The following is a 20,422-nucleotide window of genomic DNA, read 5'->3' as shown; positions in this document are numbered from 1 at the left end:
TTCACGTTTTTTTCAAATTTATTTTAGGAAGCGTTAAGAATGAAAATAGAATTTCCAAGAAAATGGCTGACAATTTATGCATTGATCTCCCTCATGATGATTATATTTTATGTCTTTTTCGGACATTATCTGTCAGTCATTTTATCTGACTTCATCGTCGGAGATCAGACATTATCATACACTTTGCTCGTTTGGATGCTGGTTTATTTCACGGCATTCATACTTTTGCGTGCAATTTATCAATACAGCACCGCCCATGTCGCCCATAAACGCATGGAACGCTACGGAAATCAATTGTTATCCAAAGTGAACGATACAACGAATAAAAAATCAGAGTCCTTTTTAAATGCGCTTTATGTACATTTGGAAAAATACCGTCCGTTCGAGCAGGTGTTTATACCGACGATCGTCAACACGATGGTCAAGCTCGTTGTCATCATCATCGTGCTGTTTTTCATACACAGGAACGCAGCCATCATCCTGCTTCTGACAGCACCGTTTGTACCGCTCTATTATGTGCTGGTCGGGCTGCAGACGAGAGACGAGTCATATAAGCAGGCCTCCAAGTTCGATGATATGGGGACTTTATTTTTAAATCTTGTACGCGGTAAGGATACTGTTCGTTACACAGGTTCAAGAGCGTCTGTCAAAGGCAGGCTGGAAGAGAACAATAAAGACTTTGTAACGCAGACGATGAAGATTTTGAAATATGCATTCCAATCGTCCTTGATGCTCGAATTCATAACGATACTCGGTATCGGTCTTGTGGCGCTCGAAATCGGGCTGCAGATCATCATATTTGAAAACATCACCTTTTATGCGGCGTTCTTTACGCTGCTGCTCGCACCGGAATTTTATAATGCACTCAAAGTGCTGGGCGTGGAATTCCATAATGGCCAGCTGGCCAGAGGGCATCTGGATAAAGTGAATGAATGGCTGAGGACACCGGCAAAGCATGAAGAGTACAGAACGGTATCTGCTTCAGGAGACTATGCGGTCGAGCTGGAAAATCTTGATATCGGCTACGGTGACCGGCGCCTGGCCGAGGGTATAAATATCAGGTTCAGGCTGCGGACCATCAATGCAATTACCGGACCTTCGGGAGAAGGGAAGACAACGCTCCTGAAGACGATTGTCGGACTGCATCCGCCGGAGAGCGGTGAAGTCAGACTGGCCACAAAAGACATCGGCTATATTTCTGATGAACTTTATTTTAATGACAGTACATTATTCGAGTATCTTTCCGACGGCGAATCCGGCGAGGAAGCGGTGCTCGGTATACTTGAAAAGCTGAAACTGATGGACAGTGTGGAAAAGCTGACTGAAGGCATCCATACACCGATTGTAAATAATAATGTGCCGTTTTCTGGCGGTGAAATCGTCCGTCTGAAAATCGCACGGGTGCTTTTAAAACGGCCGGGTATCATCGTCATGGATGAGCCGACCGAGTTTCTGGATGCTGAAACGGAAAGTATAGTGCTGGATCATTTGAATGGATTCAAAGAGTTTTCAACAATCATTGCGGTTGTTCACAGACGAAGACTGCTGAATATCAGCGATACACATTATCACCTTGAGAATAAAAGAATAGAAAGAGGTGGTATATGATGGAATACTTAAGAAATGAGAAGAAGCACGTAGTATACAGCATACTGCTCGGTGTGGTCGGCAGCCTGATTGGCATATCGATTTTCGGACTCAGCGGTTATATGATCAGTCTGAGCTTTTTCGAGCCGCCGATATTTGTCATCCTGCTGATCATTTCAATGATAAAACTGTTCGGCATGACGAAGGGTGGATTGAAGTATTTGGAACGCCTTCTGTCTCATAACTCGACATTTAAACTGATTTCAAGAATGCGTACACGGTATTTCGAGTCGACGTTATCCGATGACGAAGACAGGCACAACGTCCGGTTCATCCAGACATTGAGCCGCCACTTCGAAGATATCGAGAATTATTATATTACCATCATCTATCCTTACGTTGTCGCAGCACTGCTGTCGATTGTCATCATTCTGCTGTCTGCTCTGCTCAACACGGTGATGGTGGTCATATCACTCATAGTCGCACTGCTGATGCTCGGCGTTCTGCCATTTGTTTTCAGCAGATGGGACGATAAAATTGATTCGGAGTATGACAGGCTGGATACGAATGCATTTCTTAAGACGTATCAGTTTATCCACGGTTTCACGGACCTTTTCATCGACGGTAAACATAAGGATGTCCAGTCAGGTATTGATGATCAGCTGAATTCAATCGCCCGTAATCAAAACAGGAAAAGCTTTAAAGATTCAATGATCGATTTTCTGAGCGGCATGATACAGCTCGGCATCATTACAGCGGTCATACTCCTGATGCAGGATGACCATATATTTTTAATACCGATGCTGATACTGCTTGTCATCAGCTTCTTTGAAGTACTGACTCCGGTTGTAGAACCGGCGAGCCAATACTTCAATACAAAGCAGAAAGTCGAACAGATAGAAAATGAGGCATCGAACATCGAAAGTGCACCGAAGGACTCCGGACCTGGGCTGACTTTAAGCAATGTTTCCTATAAATATCCTGCCGGGGCATACGATGCATTGTCAGACGTCAGTCTTACAGTCGGCGCCGGTGAGAAACATGCGATTATCGGCAGCAGCGGCTCAGGTAAGACAACCTTGCTCAACAGGCTGATTGAAAAGCGGGATATGGGTGTCATGCCGCAGCATCTGGATTTTTATAATGCGACCATCCGGGATAATCTGACGATGTTTGGTCATTTCGAAATCCCTGATGAAGAAATAAAAAAACTGCTTATGGAATTTGATCTGGGCCATTTCATTCCTGATGATTTTGTTTATTATACAGGGCAGCTGTCCGGCGGCGAGCAGAAAAGAATGCACTTTATCCGGATGATTATAGAGGATAATGACTGGTGGATACTGGATGAGCCGTCAGCCAAGTTGAATAAAGCGCTGCAGGAAAAAGTCTGGCAGTCGATTTTGGACAGGGAGACGGTCATTGTAAGTACACATGATCTGTCCCATATTCATGAATTTGACCGGATACATTTCATTGAGAATGGCCGTATTATAGAGAGCGGCACATACGACGAATTGATCTCGCGCGGCGGTGCTGTCCATGAAGCGGTTAAAAGGTTCAGGGATTATTTGTAGATGGACGATTCATCATGCTACACTATGTTTGATATGTATTGAGGAGGATAATTGTGAAAAAATATGCGATCATAACTGATTCTGCATCCGGTTTAGAACAATCTTTTATCGAGGAGCATGACATTAAAGTGTTACCGATGTCCGTTATCGTTGATGGGATTGCATATAAAGACGGTGTGGATAAATCTGTCACAGAGATTTATAACCTGTTGAAAGAAAGTGGGGAGGGTGCTAAAACCTCACAGCCGACCATTGGCGAATTCATGGATATATACGAAGAGATAGAACAGGATGACCAGTACGACTCAGTAATTTCCATCCATGCATCCAGTGAACTCACAGGAACATACCAGAGTGCGCTGAGTGTATCAAAAGAGATTTCCAAGCCGTCGTGCGTCATCGATTCCAGAACCGGCAGTTATCCGATGAGACAGATGATTGTGCGCGTGGTGGAAGGCAGAAAAAATGGAGAAACTTTGGAAGAAGTTGAAGCGGCGGTTACAAAGATGATCGATAATTCGCAGCTTTATCTGCTGCCGCACAGTTTTTCACAGCTTAGAAAAAGCGGACGTGTGTCTGCATCACAATCCGTGCTTGCAACGCTGCTGCAGGTCCAGCTGAAACTTGAATTTGAAGATGGGAAAGTGATTGTGGGACATAAGGTCAGAACAAAGAAGAAGATGATCTCCCATATACTGCAGACTTTGGAAAACCATGTGAAAGATGACGCGATAAAAACGCTGGCGATACCGTATGCCGGCCATGAATCGCTTGCCTCAGAATGGAAAAAGATGATTCAGGATCAGCTGCCCAACCTGAATTTAGTATTTGAACCGCTTGTGCCTGTAGCCGGAGTACATGTCGGACATGGGACAGTAGGGTTCGGATTGATTAAAGGGCAATAAAAAAATAACTCAGCCGTCACGGCTGAGTTATTTTTAATTTATTTAAATCTGAATTTATCAGTTTAAGTGTTTCCAGAAGCTCATCATTTTTTTCCCGGCTCATTGAGAGGTGTTCGGTAAATAATGAAAATCTATGTCCGATTTTCTCTTCTAAACTTTTGCCTGTCTCAGTTGCTGTTACATATACATGTCTTTGATCATAGATGTCTTTTTCGCGCTTGACGTACCCGAGATTTTCTATTCTTTTGATCAGAGGGGAGATTGTGGCATTGTCGAGCTGAAGTAATTCTGCTATCGTTTTAAGGTTCAGTTTTTCATGTTTCCATAAAAGGGTGAGAACCAGATATTGTGTATATGTCAAATCAGTATCGTGCAGAACGTGATTGGAATAGAAGCGGTTCACTTGTCGCTGTATATTATATAGATTGAAACAAAGGCGTTCATCTAAATTGGAATAACACATTACTACACCACCTTTAATTTTTACAAGTATCATTATAAGACAAAACTATATGCGTTTTCAATACATATTTTGATGTGTAAAAATATCTACAAATTTAAGTGGTTGGATTTAATAGTAAAATTGCTTTCATCTGTGGTAAAATACTCTTAATAATTAACTTTTGGTGGAGGTGACTGCAATTGGGAAGGCGATTTTGAAAATTAAATTATTACTTACGCTGCTAAGTGATAATTATATCAGTATAAATAATTCAATATTGCACAATCGTGGTCAAAAATTACCGGAGGTGAATCCCTTTTAGGGAACATTTTGGATATATCAACCTTTATAAATTTATTTTTATTTATAATATTAATATTATTAACGATGCTATTCGTAGGATCGGAATTCTCATTAGTAAAAGCAAGACAATCGCGTCTGGACAACCTTATAGATGAAGGAAATAAAAAAGCCGTTTTAGTAAAATCCATGACACAGAAGCTCGACTATTACTTATCAGCCTGTCAGCTGGGTATTACAGTGACAGCTTTAGGCCTGGGGTGGATCGGTGAATCGACTTTCGAAGTAATTCTTCACCCGCTTTTCACTTTTATAGGCGTGCCTGAAGACTTAACTACGCCGCTTGTTGTGGCATTCGCATTTGCGATTGTTACATTTGTGCACGTCGTGGTGGGTGAACTCGCACCGAAGACGGTCGCAATCCAATACGCAGAACAGATGGCAATGACGTTTTCGAGACCGATGTATTTCTTTGGAATAATCATGAAACCATTGATCTGGTCGATGAACGGTACTTCAAGATTCCTTTTGAGACTTGTCGGATTTAAAGATATGCCGACAGAACAGGCGCACTCGGAAGAAGAATTGAAAGTCATCATGACGAACAGTTATCAGAGTGGTGAAATCAACCACACTGAACTTGCGTACATGCAGAATATCTTTTCATTTGATGAAAGATTGGCAAAGGATATTATGGTCCCGAGGACGCAGATGATTACATTAACCGAGCCCATAGAAATTGATGATGTGCTCGAAGCTGTTCAGGAACATAATTTCACACGTTATCCTGTCACTGATGACAGTGGCGATAAAGATCAGATTATCGGTTTTATCAACGTTCGTGAATTTTTAACAAATCACGTCTCCAGCAGTAATGTCGGACCGGATAACTATATACATGACATCCCGTTGATTACCGAAGTGTCACGCATCAGTGATGCACTGATAAAAATGCAGCGCGAACGCGTTCATATCGCATTAATCATCGATGAATACGGCGGAACAGCAGGGATGATTACGATGGAGGATATTCTGGAAGAAATCGTCGGTGAAATCAGAGATGAATTCGACGAAGATGAAGTGCCCGATATCGTAAAAGTTGAGGATAACATCTATCATATTAACGGCCGTGTACTGATTGATGATATTACTGACGACTTCGGCATAGAATTCAAGGACAGTGACGATATCGATACTATCGGCGGCTGGATGCAGAGCGTCAATGCAGATATCGAAGTCGACGATTATATCAACACCGAAAAGGACAAGTGGATTGTACTCGATACAGACAATCATACAATCAAACAGGTCGCTCTGATGAAAGGCTATAATATCATCAGCGATGAAGATTCATCAGGTGAAAAAGATAATTAAAATATAAACAACAGACACCGCCGGATATCCTTTGATACCCGGCGGTTTTAAATCTTGCTGAAAACTGTATTCAAATGGCGTCACTCATTCCTGTTCGCAGTGCTGAATGAGTACAGAGATTTTTATTTTCAGCAATTTACAATTTTATTCAATTTAAACCATTCGGGAACATATTTTCTTACAATTTAATGATAAAATATAGTTAATAATAAAACCTATGAGGTGAGGGGTATGGGGATTTTTGAATTTTTGGTGGCCACGGTGCCGGTCGTATTGTTTTTTGCAGTGCCGCTGTATGCGATAAAGCGCCGTTCGGATCAAAAGGATGATCGGCTGAAGGTTGACCATATACGGGAGCAAAAAGAGCTGGAGCAGGTCAGGCAGGAAAACTATCTGCTGGAAAATAAACAGATGCGTATAGAGCTGGATAAAATAAAAGAAAAAAGAGCCTTGAGGGAAAGTAACGACCAGAAGAAGGACAGATGGCTGATTGAGGAAAGTAAAGAACGTGAATTGTAGGTGTTGAATAAATGGGTTTTTTTGATGTCATCATGGGACTCGTCGGCCTGGGCGGTCTCGGTATTATAAGTATTGCAGGTATAGCATTTTATGCGATAACAAGAGATTTCAACCAGGAAAAAGAAAAGTTGCAGCTGAAGAAGATGCGTGAAGAAAGAAAACTGGAACAGATCAAACAGGAAAACTATTTGCTGGAAAATGAAGATATGCGGCTTGAACTGGATAAGATTAAAGAAGAACGATTATTGACTGGGAAAGAAAATGAGGGAGATAAGCGCTGGTTAATCCAGGAGACAAAATATGATAAAGAAAAACCTGAGAATTGAACATTCTCAGGTTTTATACTGTATAAATTCTATTAAGCTTTGTTGCCACCGATTGCTTTCATTATAAATGATACGATTAAAATGAGAATAATTGCGCCAATCAGGCCGCCAATCAGACTTACACCGCCGATTTCAGGACCTATGCCGAGGCCAAGTGAGTTACCAATTGAAGCGCCGACCAGCCCGGCGACGATATTACCGATAATACCGAACGGTACATCTTTACCTAAAATTCCACCGGCAATCCAACCAATCAGACCGCCGACAATAAGTGTTACAATCCAACCCATAATGATATCCTCCTTAACGAATTAAAATAAAATAAAAACATTTGAAACAATATTCTTTTTCTTGCTCTAAAATTTAATTACCCTTTTATATATAATTCTAATCATTTTATTACAAAGAATATATATAATGGGCTCTGTGGACTCTCTAATAATTTACCCGTTTCAGGTCTTTTTAATCATAAACCTGGCTGAATATAAAGGAACAAATATTAACATTAAATGATATATGCTAAAATATAGGAAAACAAAAGGAATACGGAATACTTATGAAAATATTAATGATAGATAACTATGATTCATTTACATACAACCTTGTCCACTATATGGAAGGCAATCCATATGGTGTGGAAATTTTAATAAAAACACCGGATGAGCTGGACGAAGTGTCGATTGAGCCCGAGGGCATCATCGGTATGGTCATCTCTCCCGGCCCGTCCCATCCAAAAGACCGGCAGGAAGTGATTGGCTTTGTTGAACAGCATTGGAAGAAAGTGCCGATACTTGGAATCTGTCTCGGCCATCAGATGCTTTGGCATATGACAGGCGGAAATGTCATCAGAGGCGAACGGCCGATTCATGGGCATACTTATGACATCCGGCATTCTGGTCATTTTATATTTGAAGGTGTCGGACAGCCTTTGACCGTTACAAGATATCATTCTCTGATCTGTGCCGGTGAAAGTACAGCGTTTGATGTGACTGCACAGTCAGACGATGGTGTGAACATGGCCATCCAGCATAGGACACTGCCGATTTACGGTGTGCAGTATCATCCTGAAGCAATTTTATCCTCGGACGGCAGAAAACAGTTATTCAACTTTATTAAAATAGCAATGGAGGCCTAGAAGTGCACGTACATGCAAAATTTAAAAAACAATCACAGGTGGAAGATTTGTATTTTACAAATCCGGTCCTTGTTATGACAGAACAGACACACAGCCTTCATGAAGCGCTGAAAGCCGGAGAGGACTATATGAAGGACGGCTATTATGTTATCAATGCCATCACTTATGAGTCATTCGACCAGGAAAATGAACAGTTCATTATCGGGGTCTTTTCAGATGCTGTGGATTACAGAGCGTTCATCTCAGACAGAGAAATCTCAACATATGAAATGACCGAGCCCGAGTTTACAGAAACACGGGATCAGATCATGAAAAACATTGAGCAGGTCAGGGAGTACATCCGTGACGGTCATACTTACCAGGTCAACTACACGACGAGATTAAAAGGTAATTTTTACGGCGACGGCCATACTTTGTTTGAAACGCTGATGTCTTCTAATAACGGCGATTACGCCATGTATATCGAGTACGGCGATGAACAGCTCGTCAGCTGTTCACCGGAATTGTTTTTCGAAACGGATAAAGAGAGAACTATCCTTACGCGTCCGATGAAGGGCACAGCGCCCCGCGGCAGTAATGAGAAGGAAGATGACGATAACTACCGCTTTCTTAGAGAGTCGAAAAAGGACCAGGCTGAAAATGTCATGATCGTCGATCTTCTTAGAAATGACATCTCCAAAGTCGCTGCGAAAAACAGCGTCAATGTACCGAAACTGTTCATAATAGAAAAATATGCGACGGTCTTTCAGATGACTTCTACAGTCGAGGCAGAGCTTGCGGAAGGTGTAAATCTTACAGATATAATGGAAGGATTGTTTCCATGCGGTTCCATCACCGGGGCGCCCAAACTTTCAACCATGAATATCATCAATGCCCTGGAGTCGACACCGAGAGAATATTATTGCGGGACACTTGGAATAATGTATCCAGACGGCGAATCCGTCTTTAATGTGCCGATCAGGACGCTGTATATAAAAGGTGAAGAGTATATTTATGGTGCAGGCGGAGGAATTACATACGATTCAAAACCTGCATCGGAGTATGATGAAATTGTGGCTAAGACTGCATTTTTAAAGAAGGCACAGTTCGAGCTGATAGAATCGATGCGGCTTGAAGACGGCCGGGTGCCCCGTCTTCAATATCACGAGAACCGGCTCGCCTTGTCGGCTGAGAGATTTGGCTTCAAGGCGGTCAATCTGACTGAAAAAGTCGGCGAATATAAGCAGTCGGAAGCTATCAGCGACGGTTTATATAAGCTGAGGGCAACATTGGACCGTACCGGCGGACTAGTCATATCCCATACGCCGCTTGACGACCGGGAGGAAGAAAATGCGGTTCTGTACAGTGAACCGATTAACGCACCGCCTGAATTTATTGAGAATAAGACGACGGTAAGGTATCATTACAAAATACCAAACAATGATTTCGACATCGTTTTATATTATAATGAACATCAACAGCTGACCGAATTCAACATCGGGAATATCGTCATCTCAGAGGACGATAAACATTATACGCCATCAGAACAGACAGGCATTTTAAATGGCGTGATGAGACAATCTTTATTGGACGATGGAACAATTCAGGAAAAAGATTATTCAATTGATGATTTTATTGAAAAATATAGAGAAGGCCGGGTATCTGTGTATCTGATTAACAGTGTCCGCGGCTGGCTAAAGATCAGACTTACAATATAGAGGTGAAAAAATGCTTACTTTTTTACTAATAATACTGCTTGTCGGTATCGTCTTATTTACACATTTTGTAGTCACTTACTTAATAGATAATAACTTAAAGATAATTGGTGTATTGATTGGTTTCACCGGTCTGGTCGTAGCAATTATCATCACGTATTTTATCATTACAAATATCACTGAGTTTTTAACGGCTGAATTAGGCTTATTCTACAATAACTAGTACTTAGGAGGACAAGGATGTTTTTTGCTAATGGTGATCATGCGGTTACATACCAACAGAACGAAGTCATAGATCCGGCGGTTCTTAAACGGCTGACAAATGCTTTCGCCACATCAGTACATGAGTATTTAACAGAAATAGTTACAACAGAGAATACATTGACTTTCATGTATGAGCCGATAAAAGTGATGGAAAATCATGATACTATCGAGCCCTGCAGACTCGTTGTCGAAGAGGCACAAAGATTTTTAGTTGAAAAGGGGTTTTTAAAGTGAGTTTAATCATTCAGGACAGCGGTCTTTTTTCAATCGTCCAGTCGTTGAACAAACAGCCCTCGCCGGAAGGTCAGGAATTCAACGGTGCCTGTGACAGGCTTGCCCATCAGCTGGCAAATCAGCTGGTCGGTAATAAACAGGATGAACTGACAATAGAGATGACTGTCAAACCGGCGAGCATTAAATTCACCGAGCCGACCATCATCGCTTTTTCAGGTGCTGAATTTACAGGCCGGTGCAACAATCAGGAAGTGCTTCCGAACAGAATATATCTTTTCGACCGCGGAGACGTGCTGAAGTTCGTTGACACACCGCGCGGCAACAGAATATATATAGCGGTGGCAGGCGGCATCAAAGTCGAAGGTTCCAATATATTAAAATCCGGTGACGAAGTGATTATGTGCCGTGACTATACATTCCAGCATGATGAACTGTTCAATATGCTTCGCAATCAAAACATGGTGAGCTGGGGAGTGGATACATACTCTCTTGTTGAAATATATATATCCGATCTGTTTCATGTGGTCAGAAGACCGGACGTCAGTGACGAAGTATATGACACTCTGGAAAGTGCAGAATTCACTGTATCAAAAGAGAAGAACAGAGTTTCCCTCCATCTGGAAGGTAAAGAACTGGAGATCGACTCTTCAAATATCACCCACCCGGGCATTAAGGGCGGGGTGTACATTGCTGCAGGCGAGCCTGTCCTTGCACTCAATGATTTCGATCAGCCGACAACAGCAGAGCATGTAGGAACGATTCCTTCATATCATATGCATAAGCTGTCACAGAAACGACGCGGTTCCAAAGTTAAATTTAAAGTGATTGACTGCGACGATGCCCATGCGAATCTGTATGCACAGAATTTATGGGTGAAGAGCTTGTTCAAAGCGATAGATTACCGGTTGTCCAAAGAACTGGTCAAAGAAAAAATGTAAAGTGAAACATCTGGAGTATTTCCAGATGTTTTTTTGTAGAAAAAATCATTAAACCAACAAATCAGCCGAGAAATCGGGTATAATATATATCATTAATTATTGAGACATTCAGTTTTAAACGGTGGGATAAAGTATGATAGAGACTACACTAGAAAAATATTTTGGATTTAAAACGTTCAGACCTAAACAACGTAATATTATCAACTCTGTTAAAAACAGACAAAATACATTGGGTGTTTTACCGACCGGTTCGGGTAAATCACTTTGTTTTCAAGTGCCCGGATTAGAGCTGGAAGGCATCACTTTAGTCATATCTCCATTGATTTCACTGATGAAGGACCAGGTGGAGCATCTTAACAGAATCGGAATTTCTGCAGAATATTTAAATTCCACATTAAAGAAAAGCGAAATAAAAAACATTATGGAAGACGGACTGAGAGGACGCTATAAATTTTTATACGTCGCTCCCGAACGTTTTAATAATGAAGAGTTCTGCCAGTTTGTCAGGAATTTGGATATACCGCTGGTCGCATTTGATGAAGCGCACTGTATTTCCAAATGGGGCCATGATTTCAGACCGAGCTATCAGGAAGTAATACCGGCTATCCAGTCACTGATACCGGAAGCGACCTTTGTTGCTCTGACAGCAACTGCGACAGAAGAGGTTCAGGAGAATATCCAGGAACTATTGGATATCAAAGATGAACATGTGGTTCTCCAGAGTATAAAGCGGGACAATCTGCACTTGATTGTTAATAAAACATATCAGCGGGAACAGTTCATTCTCTCCTACATTCAGGAGCGGAAAAATATGTCGGGCATCGTATACGCTGCGACAAGAGCAGAAGTCGAAAAAATTTCATCCTACCTGAAAGATCAGGATATTGATAACGTAATTTATCACGGCGGTCTCGGAAAAAAAGAACGGGATGACAACCAGCATGCATTTGTTTCGAATCAGGTGAACATTGTTGTCGCAACGAATGCTTTCGGTATGGGTATCAACAAACCGGATATCCGCTTCATCATCCACAACAATCTGCCGGGAGACGTAGAGAGCTATTACCAGGAAATCGGACGTGCAGGACGTGACGGTCTCGACAGTGAGTGTATATTATTGTCCAGCGAGAGAGATGTCAATCTGCATCAGTTCTTTATTGACCGCTCCAATGGGACCGACCAGCATAAAGACCATATGCGAAACAAACTGGATCGCATGATTCAATATAACAGAACGTCCAAGTGTCTGATGAGCTTCATGGTCAAGTACTTCGATGCAGATGAGTATGTGAAAGCGTGCGGACATTGTGTAAATTGCTTGAGCAATGAGCGTACTTATAATATGAAGAAAGAAGCGAAGACTGTACTGAATCTGATTCAGGATACCGAAACACCTTTGACAAAGGAGCATGTCATCCAGGTCTTAAGAGGTGAAAGAAGCGAAAATATTCTTTTTGGCGGACTTGATCAGTCCCGTTATTTCGGTCTCATGGAAAATTACCTGACAGGGGAAATCCATCACATTCTGGATGAACTGATTTTAAATGGGCACGTGCACTTTAAAAATGATTATTTGCACCTGGTGGATCTCAGTTTCTATATTTTAAAAGATAACAAAGATATATTTACCGTTCCATTCAGAAAGCACTTCAAGGAAAAAGTGAATGTTTCAACCGCCTCTTCGCCGAATGAAACGCTGTTTCAGAAACTGATGGATAAAAGAGTATCGCTGGCTGAAAAATACGGTGTGGAAGAAGAGAGTATATTCAGTGAAGGTACGCTGAAGGAATTCGCAAGGAAACTGCCGATGTCAAAACAGGATATGGTGCATCTGGCAGGTGTAGGCAACTACAAGCTGAAGCATTACTGTCCGCATTTCCTGAAAGTGATCAAACAGCACAGAGAACGTCTTACAACACGCAGTAACAACTCCAAACATAAGTCACCGCAGAAAAATTAAAAATAACGATCAAATTCAGTTTTGAATTGATCGTTATTTTAATGGCTGAATCAGAATTCTTCTTTTGGCGCACGGTTTTTCATAAACATGTAGTAGCTGGCTCCAAATATGACGAAGTATCCGATGACGGACATCATATCCGGCACTTCATTCAGGATGAATATACTCAGCAGGGCAGTGAAGAGGATTGTCGAATAGAAAAATATAGATATCTCCCTGGCCGGTGCAAAGCTGTACGCGATAGTCAGGCCGAATTGCCCGAATGCTGCAAATATACCGGCAAGAATCAGCATGATCCACTGTTCGAAAGTCATGGATTCATATTGAAATATGAAAAACGGAAGCAGTGCCACGGTTGAGAATCCGGAAAAATAAAATACAACAGTATAAAATTTTTCGCGGTCACCGAGTACACGGAGCACCGTATAGGCACCAGCAGCAAGAATTGCACCCAGTATACCGAGCAGAGCATAAGCAGTGTCACTGGACATCGACGGCTTGATGATGAATACGGCGCCGACGAGAGCGACGATGATTGAAATCATCTGGTATCTTCTTATGTATTCCTTTAAAAATATAGCACATAAAAGAATGGTGAAGAACGGACTTAATTTGTTCAGTATTTCCGCGTCACTTAAAACCATGCGGTCGATGACGAAGAAGTTCAGAAGAACACCGAGCAGTCCGAGACTGGACCGGAGTAAAAGTAGCCCCTGATTCTTCTTCTGTCCAAAAAGCTTTTCTTTATAATAAATGACCAGCGCCAGAGAAATGACCATCGCAATGAAATTTCTGAAGAACGTTTTTTGGACGGTCGGTAAATCGCCGCTGTATTTTACAAAGAAGGACATGAGGCTGAACCCAAGAGAGGAAATCAGCAGTGCAATAATGCCTTTTGTAGTATTACTCATAAAATATCAAAGCTCCTTATTTTATGTTTGCATTAAATTTCATTAAAAATAATGTAATTAAAAACGCGAAAAAAAATATTAAAGATTTACTGAATCAGTATATCATATATATCCCAATGGTTAGATGAATTAATTAAAAGGATTAAGCGATGAAACTTAATGAAATTCCAGTCTTTTACCATTGATAAATTGATTTTATTGTGGCAATATAGAACATGAGAAAACAATATATAGTGTACAGAAAATTTTTACGACACCATATATTGTGTTAAAGTTGAATAATGTGATGTCCGGGCCAAACGGACAGATACATAAAATAATTTCGAACGTATGTTCGATTTATTTATTTTGTGGTATTATTTAAGGAGGGAGATGGATGGTATGCTGATTGCATTCTACTCCATGACCGGCAATGTCAGGCGTTTTGTAAACGGTACTGATATTGGAGATCAATTTGAATTATACGAGATTAAAGCGGCTGACAAAAACGAAAAGATTACAGAACCCTATATACTTGTTACAAGCACTTATGGATTTGGCGGGGTCCCGGCTCCGGTCGAACGCTTTCTGGATGTAAATAGCGAGGGGATGCAGGCTGTAGCTGCCAGTGGCAACAGGAACTGGGGCAGCAACTTTGCAAAAGCGGGGGAACACATCCAGCAAAAGTACAAAGTACCGCTGTTGATGAAGTTTGAGTTGCATGGCACCGAAAGCGAAAGAGAATTATTTAAAGAGAAGGCAGGGAGTATAAATGAAAGTATTGGACGAGAAGAAGTACAATCATATTGAACTCAATAATGAAGTGACGAAGAGAGATGAAACAGGCTTTTATAAACTCCATAAAGATATCGAGGCACTCGAAGTATTCATGGAGGAAGTAAAGGATAAAACGATTCATTTCGACACAGAGCTTGAGCGCCTGCATTATTTGGTGGACAATGATTTCTACTATGACTTGTTTAAGGAATATACAGAAGAGCAGGTCACTGACATTGTAGACTATGCAGACTCACTTCCTTTTCAATTTAAGAGCTATATGGCAGCAAGTAAATTTTTCAAAGATTACACATTGAAGACGAACGATAAAAAGCAGTACCTGGAAGACTATAAACAGCACGTTGTCATCGTGAGCCTGTACTTGTCAAAAGGTAATACAGACCAGGCGAAACGTCTGATCAATTCAATGATTGAGCAGCGTTACCAGCCGGCGACCCCGACATTTTTAAATGCAGGTCGTGCACGCCGCGGTGAGATGGTATCATGTTTTCTTCTTGAAGTGGATGACAGCCTGAACTCAATCAACTATATCGATTCAACTGCAAAACAGTTAAGTAAAATCGGGGGCGGTGTGGCTATCAACCTATCCAAGCTTCGCGCACGCGGTGAAGCGATCAAAGGCATTGAAGGCGTGGCAAAAGGGGTACTCCCTGTTGCGAAAGCACTGGAAGGCGGATTCGGCTATGCCGATCAGCTCGGCCAGCGTCCGGGTGCAGGTGCAGTTTACCTGAATATCTTCCACTATGACCTGCCTGAATTCCTGGATACTAAAAAAGTGAACGCAGATGAAGATTTGCGTCTGTCCACGATTTCAACGGGTCTTGTGATTCCGTCCAAGTTCTTTGATCTTGCTGCGGAAAATGAGCCATTCTACCTGTTTGCACCACATACGGTGGAAAGAGAGTACGGCGAGACCCTGGATGATATGAACCTTGACGAGATGTACGATCAGCTCGTTGCCAACGATAATGTTAAGAAGCGTAAATTTGATGCACGCGATATGCTGAATACAATTGCACAAACACAGCTGCAGTCAGGCTATCCTTATATCATGTTTAAAGATAATGCGAATAAAGTTCATCCGCTTAAGGATGTCGGGGATATTAAAATCAGCAACTTATGTACTGAGATCTTCCAACTGCAGGAGACTTCGACAATCAACGATTATGGTACCGAAGATGAAATCAGAAGAGATATTTCATGTAACCTTGGTTCACTGAACATCGCAAATGTCATGGATTCCAAGAAAGTCCGTGAATCTGTTCATGATGGCATAGAGGCACTGACAGTCGTAAGTGACGACACTGCAATCGCAAATGCCCCTGGTGTCAAGAAAGCAAATGACGAACTTCACTCAGTGGGCCTCGGTGCGATGAACCTTCACGGCTATTTAACTAAAAATAAAATTGCTTATGAATCAGAAGAAGCAAAAGACTTCGCAAACGTGTTCTTCATGCTGCTCAATTATTATTCATTGGAAAAATCAATGATGATTGCAATGGAACGCGGTCAGACGTTCAAAGATTTTGAGCACTCTGATTATGCAACAGGCGAGTATTTCGACAAATACGTCAGCAATTCATATGAACCTGTTACAGATAAAGTGAAGCCATTATTTGAAGATATTTATATTCCGACGAAAGAAGACTGGGCGGAACTGCGTGACCAGGTAAAAGAAAACGGTCTTTACCATGGCTACCGTCTGGCGATTGCACCGACTCAGAGCATTTCTTACGTACAAAATGCAACAAGCTCTGTCATGCCGATTGTAGACACGATCGAGCGCAGAACTTACGGCAACTCGGAAACATTTTATCCAATGCCGTTCCTGTCAAAAGAAAACATGTGGTTCTATAAGAGTGCGTTTAATGTGGACCAGATGAAATTGATTGATCTGATAGCAACAATCCAGGAGCATATCGACCAGGGAATCAGTACAATCCTTTACGTCAACTCGGAAATTTCAACACGCGAACTATCAAGACTTTATATTTACGCGCATCATAAAGGTCTTAAATCACTGTATTACACAAGAAATAAATTACTCAGCGTTGAAGAATGTACGAGTTGTTCAGTTTAATAGATAAAGGAGTCTTATAAATGATAGCAGTTAACTGGAATAAAGAAGATGACATGACCAATGTATTCTGGCGCCAGAACATCTCTCAGATGTGGGTGGAGACGGAATTCAAAGTATCGAAAGATTTAAGTTCATGGTCAGGCATGTCTGATAACGAAAAAGACACTTTTAAAAAGGTCTTGGCAGGTCTGACAGGATTGGACACACACCAGGCTGATGACGGCATGCCGCTCATTATGCTGCACACGGAAGACTTGCGTAAAAAAGCGGTATATTCATTTATGGGGATGATGGAGCAGGTCCATGCGAAGTCATACTCCCATATCTTCTCAACACTCATCTCATCAAAAGAAACGGATGAGCTGCTGGATGTCTGGGTGTTGAACAATGAACATCTTAAATTTAAGGCAGATAAGATTGTCAGCCGTTATCACAAGCTTTTCGACAAGAACGCATCATTATATGATCAGTACATGGCACGCGTTGCATCCGTGTTCCTGGAATCATTCCTGTTTTATTCAGGTTTTTATTATCCATTATATCTGGCAGGCCAGGGCCGTATGACAACAAGCGGGGAAATCATCCGTAAAATATTACTGGATGAATCGATCCACGGTGTGTTCACGGGACTTGATGCACAGACGATCAGACCGCAGCTCTCACAAGAAGAGCAGGAACATGCGGACAAGGAAATGTATGAGCTTCTTGATGAACTGTATGCGAACGAGCAGGAGTATACAAGAGCGCTTTATGACAAGATCGGTCTGACTGAAGACGTAATGAACTATGTGACTTACAATGCGAATAAGGCGCTTGCGAACCTTGGATTTGAACCTTATTATGAAGAAAAAGGCTTCAACCCGATCATCGAAAACGCGCTCGATACTTCAACGAAAAACCATGATTTCTTCAGTGTCAAAGGTGACGGCTATGTACTTGCATTGAACGTTGAACCATTACAGGACGAAGATTTTGTATTTGAAGATTAATGAGTATAAAGATAAAAATGACCCTGCCGGGAAATCCCCGGCAGGGTCATTTATTATATTTTCAATTATTTGTTGTCGAACTGTCTTTCGTGTTTAGTATATACGCTTGTATCAATGCCCTGCAGGTATTCAATAGTATCTTCAACAGATAATACGTCTGCGAATTTCGCTTCCATATCAAACATGTTCCATTCTACGACACCTGGCACACGGTCGCCGATTGTACCTTCAGGAATTAAAGTTTTGTAGCCGTGGCCTGTTGAGTCCATTACTGTGTGGCGTACACATGCACAAGCTGTTGCTCCCATAACGATCAGAGTATCTACACCAAGGAAGTTTAATGTGTCATTCAGGTGCGTACCGTGGAAGTTGGATGCATATTTTTTGTGGATGACCGGTTCTTCTTTACGCGGCTCAAGTTTAGGGTCGATATCCATCCAGTCAGATTCAATATCAAGTGCACTCATTGGTATCTTTTCATCCCAGCGGCCCATGTCCCACTTGGCATCGCCAAGATATCCTGTTGTAGTATGGAAGATAGGGATGCCTTTTTCACGTGCAGCATCTAGAACTTTCAAGCTTTCAGCACAAACTTCTTCGTTGTTGTTACAAGTGAACGGGTGGCCGTCACTCATCCATGCTTTAGCCATATCCACCGTTGTGATTGCAGGTGCTTTACCTTGTCCCATTTCACGCATGAATCCACGTTCTTTATAAATCTTTTTCGCTTCTTCAAATGCACCTTCCAATACTTCTGTGTTAAAACCGTAGTTACCTTCGTTATCTTCAAAGAATAATTCTTTTTCAGCCATTAATAAAAACTCCTTTATAATTTAATTTTAATATGTTGTTTTTGAAAAATTGTCATAGCAGATACCGTAAGGTTTTGACTTAACGTATTCGCCAATCCCTTTTTCCCCGGTTAATTTGCCTTTTTCAGCCATCAATTGACCGCGGAGATATACTTTTTCTGCGATCCCTTTTTGAGGGAATCCTTCATAAGTGGAGTAATCTGTCCCTTCGTAGCTGTTCTCAAATGTAATCGTACCTTCAAACTCCGGATCGAAAACGATAATATCTGCATCTGCACCTGGTTGAATGACGCCTTTTTTCGGATGCAGGCCGACCATTTTGGCCGGGTTTGTTGAAGTGAGTTCAACGAATTTCTGTCTGGAAATTCTGCCCTTCGCCACACCCTGCGTCCAAAGCATCGTCAATCGATCCTGAAAACCGGGCGAGCCCGGCGGTATGTTTGGAAACTCAAATTGTGATTTGGCTCCAAAACCACCCTGATAAGCCGCATGGTCGGATGAAACAGCGAGCAGCTCTCCATTTCTGACACCTTTCCATAACGCATCCAGATGGGACTCTGGCCTGATGGCCGGAGCACATATATACTTGGCACCTTCCATATCTTCGGTATCCAGATAAGATTCATCCAATGTTAAATAGTGTGTACACGTTTCACCGTATACAGGAAGGTTTCTCTCCTGGGCATCTTTAATATGATCCAGGGCACCTTCTGTCGTTACGTGAACGATGAAAGTCGGACAGTCTGCCTGTTCGGCCAAATATATGGCTCTTCTGGTTGCTTCATCTTCAACCAGCGGCGGACGTGACTTTGCCCAATTTATCGGTGTGCGGTGACCTTCAGCTGCGAGCTGTTCTTCCAAATCCACAATCAGATCTCCATTTTCACAGTGGAGCATGACAGTGATGCCATAATCACGGGCTTTTTGCATCGCTTTAAAAATCAAGCTGTCCTCTGCATGGTACGGGGTACCGTTATAAGCCATCAGTAACTTCAAAGTGGAAATTCCATTCTCGGCCATCTTTGGAATCTCATCGAGTAATTTCTCGCTTGGATCCATGACCATGGAGTGGAATGAATAATCAGCTGTAGATACACCTTCTGCTTTTTCTTTATGGTGCCTATGTTTGGAATCGATCACACCCATATCTTCGAATTGAGGCGCAAAGTCTACAATAGTAGTCGTGCCTCCAACTACAGCTGCATGCGAAGTTTCGAACGAGTATGTGTTGAACGGTCCCATGTGAACATGTTCATCTACACCTCCCGGCAAAACATATTTGCCGGTTGCGTCAACAATTTCATGACCATCTGTTGATAGATCCAGCCCTACTTCAACAATCCTTTCATTTTCAACAAGAACATCTCCAATAAATTCATCACTTGCTGAAACAATCGTTCCATTCTTGATAAGTAATCCCATGTTTTCCCTCCTTGTTCTAAATAATTCGGCTGTTGAACACCGGCTTTAATAATTAAATCCATATTTTTCTGAAAATAATTATTAAATGGTTAATTTTAGATAAGTTTATAAATTTTCGAAGTATTGAAACAACTTATCATATCCACCATATGAAAGTGGTTACAAAAAGTCAACCT

20 protein-coding genes are annotated in these 20,422 nt (G+C 41.7%); 15 read left to right on the top strand and 5 right to left on the bottom strand.

Going from position 1 to position 20,422, the window contains the following annotated elements; genetic code table 11:
- Nucleotides 1-39 precede the first annotated feature (39 nt).
- Genes BO48_RS05990 through BO48_RS05980 form a run of 3 tightly spaced genes read left to right on the top strand, consistent with a single transcriptional unit; the run spans nucleotide 40 to nucleotide 4,069 of the window.
- Nucleotides 40-1,608, top strand: coding sequence for an ATP-binding cassette domain-containing protein (locus BO48_RS05990; protein WP_496366511.1), 1,569 nt, complete (start codon nucleotides 40-42; stop codon nucleotides 1,606-1,608).
- Nucleotides 1,608-3,164, top strand: coding sequence for an ATP-binding cassette domain-containing protein (locus BO48_RS05985; RefSeq protein ID WP_496366510.1), 1,557 nt, complete (start codon nucleotides 1,608-1,610; stop codon nucleotides 3,162-3,164). Before BO48_RS05990 ends, BO48_RS05985 begins: the two co-directional genes overlap by 1 nt.
- 53 nt (nucleotides 3,165-3,217) lie before the next feature.
- Nucleotides 3,218-4,069, top strand: coding sequence for a DegV family protein (locus tag BO48_RS05980; protein ID WP_496366509.1), 852 nt, complete (start codon nucleotides 3,218-3,220; stop codon nucleotides 4,067-4,069).
- Nucleotides 4,070-4,085: 16 nt separating this feature from the next.
- On the opposite strand, the gene BO48_RS05975 is transcribed toward BO48_RS05980, so the two are convergent.
- Complete coding sequence (locus BO48_RS05975) at nucleotides 4,086-4,532, bottom strand: MarR family winged helix-turn-helix transcriptional regulator (RefSeq protein WP_496366508.1); 447 nt, start codon at nucleotides 4,530-4,532, stop codon at nucleotides 4,086-4,088.
- Nucleotides 4,533-4,841: 309 nt separating this feature from the next.
- On the opposite strand from BO48_RS05975, the gene BO48_RS05970 reads away from it, so the two are divergent.
- The 3 genes from BO48_RS05970 to BO48_RS05960 all read left to right on the top strand — a co-directional run bounded on the left by BO48_RS05970 (nucleotide 4,842) and on the right by BO48_RS05960 (nucleotide 7,030).
- Nucleotides 4,842-6,185 carry a hemolysin family protein gene (locus tag BO48_RS05970; RefSeq protein ID WP_496366507.1) on the top strand — a complete coding sequence of 448 codons (1,344 nt, stop codon included), beginning with the start codon at nucleotides 4,842-4,844 and terminating at the stop codon, nucleotides 6,183-6,185.
- 231 nt (nucleotides 6,186-6,416) lie between these two features.
- Nucleotides 6,417-6,704, top strand: a complete 288-nt coding sequence (locus BO48_RS05965) for a hypothetical protein (RefSeq protein WP_496366506.1) — start codon at nucleotides 6,417-6,419, stop codon at nucleotides 6,702-6,704.
- Nucleotides 6,705-6,715: 11 nt separating this feature from the next.
- Complete coding sequence (locus BO48_RS05960) at nucleotides 6,716-7,030, top strand: hypothetical protein (RefSeq protein WP_496366505.1); 315 nt, start codon at nucleotides 6,716-6,718, stop codon at nucleotides 7,028-7,030.
- A gap of 32 nt (nucleotides 7,031-7,062) precedes the next feature.
- Here BO48_RS05960 and BO48_RS05955 read toward each other — a convergent pair whose 3' ends face one another.
- Nucleotides 7,063-7,320, bottom strand: a complete 258-nt coding sequence (locus tag BO48_RS05955; RefSeq protein ID WP_496366504.1) for a GlsB/YeaQ/YmgE family stress response membrane protein — start codon at nucleotides 7,318-7,320, stop codon at nucleotides 7,063-7,065.
- Between the two features lie 266 nt (nucleotides 7,321-7,586).
- Here BO48_RS05955 and BO48_RS05950 point away from each other — a divergent pair, with 266 nt between their 5' ends.
- The 6 genes from BO48_RS05950 (at nucleotide 7,587) to recQ (ending at nucleotide 13,255) form a co-directional block, all read left to right on the top strand.
- A complete protein-coding gene (locus tag BO48_RS05950) occupies nucleotides 7,587-8,165 on the top strand; it encodes an anthranilate synthase component II (protein ID WP_496366503.1) in 579 nt (192 codons plus the stop codon).
- Between the two features lie 2 nt (nucleotides 8,166-8,167).
- Complete coding sequence (gene pabB, locus BO48_RS05945; RefSeq protein ID WP_496366502.1) at nucleotides 8,168-9,862, top strand: aminodeoxychorismate synthase component I; 1,695 nt, start codon at nucleotides 8,168-8,170, stop codon at nucleotides 9,860-9,862.
- A 10-nt stretch (nucleotides 9,863-9,872) separates the two neighbouring features.
- A complete protein-coding gene (locus tag BO48_RS05940; protein WP_496366501.1) occupies nucleotides 9,873-10,082 on the top strand; it encodes a hypothetical protein in 210 nt (69 codons plus the stop codon).
- Nucleotides 10,083-10,099: 17 nt separating this feature from the next.
- The gene (locus BO48_RS05935; protein ID WP_496366500.1) at nucleotides 10,100-10,357 is read left to right on the top strand and encodes a hypothetical protein; all 258 of its coding nucleotides are present in this window, start codon (nucleotides 10,100-10,102) and stop codon (nucleotides 10,355-10,357) included.
- The gene (locus BO48_RS05930; protein WP_496366499.1) at nucleotides 10,354-11,295 is read left to right on the top strand and encodes a 5-oxoprolinase subunit C family protein; all 942 of its coding nucleotides are present in this window, start codon (nucleotides 10,354-10,356) and stop codon (nucleotides 11,293-11,295) included. The genes BO48_RS05935 and BO48_RS05930 overlap by 4 nt, the downstream gene beginning before the upstream one ends.
- A gap of 133 nt (nucleotides 11,296-11,428) precedes the next feature.
- Nucleotides 11,429-13,255, top strand: coding sequence for a DNA helicase RecQ (gene recQ, locus BO48_RS05925; RefSeq protein WP_496366498.1), 1,827 nt, complete (start codon nucleotides 11,429-11,431; stop codon nucleotides 13,253-13,255).
- A 50-nt stretch (nucleotides 13,256-13,305) separates the two neighbouring features.
- Here recQ and BO48_RS05920 read toward each other — a convergent pair whose 3' ends face one another.
- Nucleotides 13,306-14,166 (bottom strand): DMT family transporter, encoded by an 861-nt coding sequence (locus BO48_RS05920; RefSeq protein WP_496366497.1) that lies wholly within the window; start codon nucleotides 14,164-14,166, stop codon nucleotides 13,306-13,308.
- A 381-nt stretch (nucleotides 14,167-14,547) separates the two neighbouring features.
- Here BO48_RS05920 and nrdI point away from each other — a divergent pair, with 381 nt between their 5' ends.
- The 3 genes from nrdI to nrdF are packed head-to-tail and all read left to right on the top strand — an operon-like array spanning nucleotide 14,548 to nucleotide 18,012.
- Nucleotides 14,548-14,955: a class Ib ribonucleoside-diphosphate reductase assembly flavoprotein NrdI gene (gene nrdI / locus BO48_RS05915; RefSeq protein WP_496366629.1), complete on the top strand. Its 408-nt coding sequence runs from the start codon at nucleotides 14,548-14,550 to the stop codon at nucleotides 14,953-14,955.
- A complete protein-coding gene (gene nrdE, locus BO48_RS05910) occupies nucleotides 14,918-17,023 on the top strand; it encodes a class 1b ribonucleoside-diphosphate reductase subunit alpha (RefSeq protein WP_496366496.1) in 2,106 nt (701 codons plus the stop codon). Before nrdI ends, nrdE begins: the two co-directional genes overlap by 38 nt.
- Before the next feature lie 20 nt (nucleotides 17,024-17,043).
- On the top strand, nucleotides 17,044-18,012 hold the full coding sequence (gene nrdF, locus BO48_RS05905; RefSeq protein ID WP_496366495.1) for a class 1b ribonucleoside-diphosphate reductase subunit beta: 969 nt from the start codon (nucleotides 17,044-17,046) through the stop codon (nucleotides 18,010-18,012).
- A 65-nt stretch (nucleotides 18,013-18,077) separates the two neighbouring features.
- On the opposite strand, the gene BO48_RS05900 is transcribed toward nrdF, so the two are convergent.
- Nucleotides 18,078-18,824 carry an isochorismatase family protein gene (locus BO48_RS05900; RefSeq protein WP_496366494.1) on the bottom strand — a complete coding sequence of 249 codons (747 nt, stop codon included), beginning with the start codon at nucleotides 18,822-18,824 and terminating at the stop codon, nucleotides 18,078-18,080.
- A gap of 27 nt (nucleotides 18,825-18,851) precedes the next feature.
- Nucleotides 18,852-20,246 (bottom strand): dihydropyrimidinase, encoded by a 1,395-nt coding sequence (gene hydA / locus BO48_RS05895; protein WP_496366493.1) that lies wholly within the window; start codon nucleotides 20,244-20,246, stop codon nucleotides 18,852-18,854.
- Nucleotides 20,247-20,422: the final 176 nt, after the last annotated feature.

Source organism: Lacicoccus kunmingensis DSM 17847 (genome assembly GCF_059568765.1).
This window is presented reverse-complemented; position numbering and strand designations above follow the sequence as displayed.